Genomic DNA, 3314 nt, shown 5'->3' with positions numbered 1-3314 from the left:
AATCAAGCCGTAATTGAAGCTTATCTTGGGGGTGACGCCAGTGCTTGAGATGAAAAAGGTTTCGGTTAAATACGGGAGCTATAACGCAGTTGAGGATGTGAACATTAGTGTCGGTCAAGGAGAGCTTGTCGTGCTTCTTGGTTCAAACGGAGCAGGGAAGAGTACGACGTTCAATGCGATCAGCGGTTTGAAAAAGCCGAGTGCCGGGACCATTCGTTTTGAAGGTTCAACGTTGGACGGTCTTTCTCCTGATCGCATTGTACAAGCTGGCGTAGTTCAATGTGCGGAAGATCGCAAGCTTTTCCCGCAAATGAGTGTTCATGAAAACTTGATTATGGGGGCGTATATCCATAGACGGAAGCGGAAACAGGTGAAACAGTCGATCGAGCACGTTTATGAGCTATTTCCGATTTTACATGAGAAAAAAGAGAATGCCGCCGGGTCCTTAAGTGGCGGCCAGCAGCAAATGCTTGCGATCGGACGAGCGATGATGTCAAAGCCTAAGCTGATGCTTTTAGATGAGCCATCCATTGGACTAGCTCCGCTGATTGTTGAACAGATGTTTGAAGTTATTCAAAAAATCAATCGGGAAGGGACGACCGTTTTGTTAGCGGAGCAGAATGCCTATGCGGCTTTGAAAATCGCTGACCGAGGTTATGTGTTCGAAAATGGGTCGATTGTAGTTCAAGGTTCAGCGGAGGAATTGTTGACAAACGACACCGTCCGAAAAGCTTACATTGGTGCTTAGTGTTTTAGGAAACACCCATTTAAATGAGGAGGATTACAAATGAAAATGATCCGAGTTTCTGCTTTTTTACTGATGTTATCGTTTCTGTTCGTGCTTGCTGGTTGCATAGATAACCCTTCCAATCAGGCGGCTGGTGATGGCGGAACGGAAAGTGAATCGGAAGCACCTGAAACAGCCGAAGGAGAGGAAGTCGTTAACATCGGTTATTCAGGGCCGTTAAGCGGACCCGCAGCCTATTATGGAGAACGTACGCTGAACGGGTTGAAATTAGCGGTTAAAGAAATCAATAACAATGGCGGTTTTGATGTCGACGGACAAACTTATAAATTGAATCTCGTCAGCTTGGATGACAAATACTTACCGAATGAAACAGCAGCGAACGCCAAGCGTCTCTTGCAAGAAAACGATACACCGATCATATTCACGCCGCATAGCGGTGGGGTGAAGGCAATGCAAGTATTCAATGAACAACAGGATAAATTTCTAATCGGAGCATATACGAGTGAGCCGGCAGTCACAGAAGCTGGAAACAAACTTACGGTCCGAATCCCTCCTAGCTATGATGGCTATATCGAGCCATTTACAAGCTATGAGATGGAACACTTCGGTAAGAAAATTGCCGCACTCCCGACGTCTTCCCAGTATGGGAAAGACTGGACAGAAACGCTGATGCCGTATTGGAAGGAGCAGGGAGGAGAGGTTGTTTACAACTCTTCCATCGACTTCTCTAAAGATACAGATTTCTTTACATTGGTAACCAATGCATTGAAAAAAAATCCGGATGTCCTCTTTATCGGCGGTCCATCTGAGCCGACGGCAAAAGTGGCAGATCAGGCGAGACAACTTGGGTTTGAAGGTGGATTCATCGTGATGGACCAGGCGAAATTAGATGAGATGAAAACCGTAACGGGCGACTTGAAAACATTCAACGGTGCGGTTGGCGTCACACCTTTAATTTACTCTGATTACCCGGGTACAGAAGAATTCATTAAAAAATATAAAGAAGAGTACGGAGAAGAACCTGGCTCGGAAGCCGGCTATAATTATGTGGCCATGTATGCGTTCATGGAAGCGATGAAAGCGGCGGGAACTGTTGAGGATCCTGAAGCGATTCGTGCCCATGTCCAGGATGGTCTTGATGCGATTCCTGAAGAGAAGCAGGTGTACACAATTAAGAAAGTGACAGACGAGGGCGGCCTAATCACGGGCTTACGGATCGTTGCTGTAGAAGATGGTGAAATTGTATCCATTGATGTAGAACAGTAAATTTTATTAGATTTGTAGAATCTTGATGTTGAAGTTTAGCTATTAATCTAGGAACAAGATGGTATTTATAAAGGGATTGTTGATGGGTGCAAATTAACTCGCTTTCCGCGGACGAACCTGCGAGCTTCCTCGCTACGCTGCGGGGTCTCTCATGCCCGTTTTTTTGCAGGAGTCTAGCCAATTTCCGCCCATCAACACCTGGATAGATACATTCGTTACTAAAGCATTAGAGACACCTCAATTGGGTTCCGTTCATTCCATATATGGTTAAAAGGGGAAGGGAAACGAGGAGACTCCTGTGGGATTTGCGGACATGGTGAGAGCCCGGAAGACACAGCCTGAGGAGGCTCAGCGTACGCCCACGGAAAGCGAGTCGTTTCCCTGACCCCAGTTCTCTATCATTAGTAACGGAACTGATTCTTTATTGGATATTAACAGTTAAAATCCAAAACCAACAGCGTTTTATAAATTGATTATTCTAGAGAGGCCAGTGCTCATGACTGGCTTCTTCTCACTATATGACAAGGAGGACGAGCAGATGATGAACTTTGAACTGACAGAAGAACAGGAAATGGTCCAGCGGGTGGTTCGTAAATTTGTCGACAATGAAATCAATCCTTATATTCAGGAATGGGATGAAAAAGGACATTTTGAGCCTTCGATTATGAAACGTTTAGCTGAGCTTGATTTGATGGGGGTTTGTATTCCTGAACAGTACGGCGGAAGCGGCATGGATTACAACACACTGGCGATTGTCTGTGAGGAATTGGAGCGTGGGGATACGGCTTTTCGTACTGCGGTTTCTGTTCACACCGGTTTGAACAGCATGACGCTTCTCCAATGGGGCAGTGAAGCGCAAAAACAAAAGTACCTCATTCCACAGGCAAAAGGAGAAAAAGTAGGCGCATTCGGTTTGACCGAACCGAATGCCGGGTCTGACGTTGCTTCTTTGAAAACGACAGCAACTAAAGAAGGCGACCATTATATCTTGAACGGTCAGAAAACATGGATTTCTCTCTGTGACCATGCCGACCACTTCCTCGTCTTTGCTTATACAGATAAAAGTAAAAAACACAAAGGCATCTCTGCTTTTATTGTTGAGCGGACAATGCCTGGTTTCAGCTCCCAGGGAATCAAAGGAAAACTGGGAATTCGAGCCGGAAACACGGGAGAGCTATTTTTCGACCAAGTGAAAGTACCTAAAGAAAACCTGCTTGGAGAAGAAGGGGAAGGTTTTAAAATCGCCATGTCAGCGTTAGATAATGGTCGGTTTACAGTAGCAGCCGGAGCATGCGGTCAA

General features: G+C 45.7%; 3 protein-coding genes. All 3 read left to right on the top strand.

What is annotated here, in order from left to right; all coding sequences use genetic code 11:
• The first annotated feature begins 40 nt into the window (after positions 1 to 40).
• Positions 41 to 748, top strand: a complete 708-nt coding sequence (locus tag LD39_RS11820) for an ABC transporter ATP-binding protein (RefSeq protein WP_035546669.1) — start codon at positions 41 to 43, stop codon at positions 746 to 748.
• Positions 749 to 787: 39 nt separating this feature from the next.
• Positions 788 to 2014, top strand: a complete 1227-nt coding sequence (locus LD39_RS11815) for an ABC transporter substrate-binding protein (protein WP_035546663.1) — start codon at positions 788 to 790, stop codon at positions 2012 to 2014.
• A 541-nt stretch (positions 2015 to 2555) separates the two neighbouring features.
• Positions 2556 to 3314, top strand: a 759-nt coding sequence (locus LD39_RS11810) for an acyl-CoA dehydrogenase family protein (RefSeq protein WP_035546665.1), incomplete at its 3' end; no start/stop codon positions are given.

This window comes from Halobacillus sp. BBL2006, from assembly GCF_000786645.1.
In the GTDB taxonomy this organism is placed as follows: Bacteria; Bacillota; Bacilli; order Bacillales; family Halobacillaceae; genus Halobacillus.
This window is presented reverse-complemented; position numbering and strand designations above follow the sequence as displayed.

Coding starts and splice junctions, on each gene's coding strand:
- LD39_RS11815 (WP_035546663.1), top strand. CDS start 788: ATGAAAATGATCCGAGTTTCTGCTTTTTTACTGATGTTATCGTTTCTG.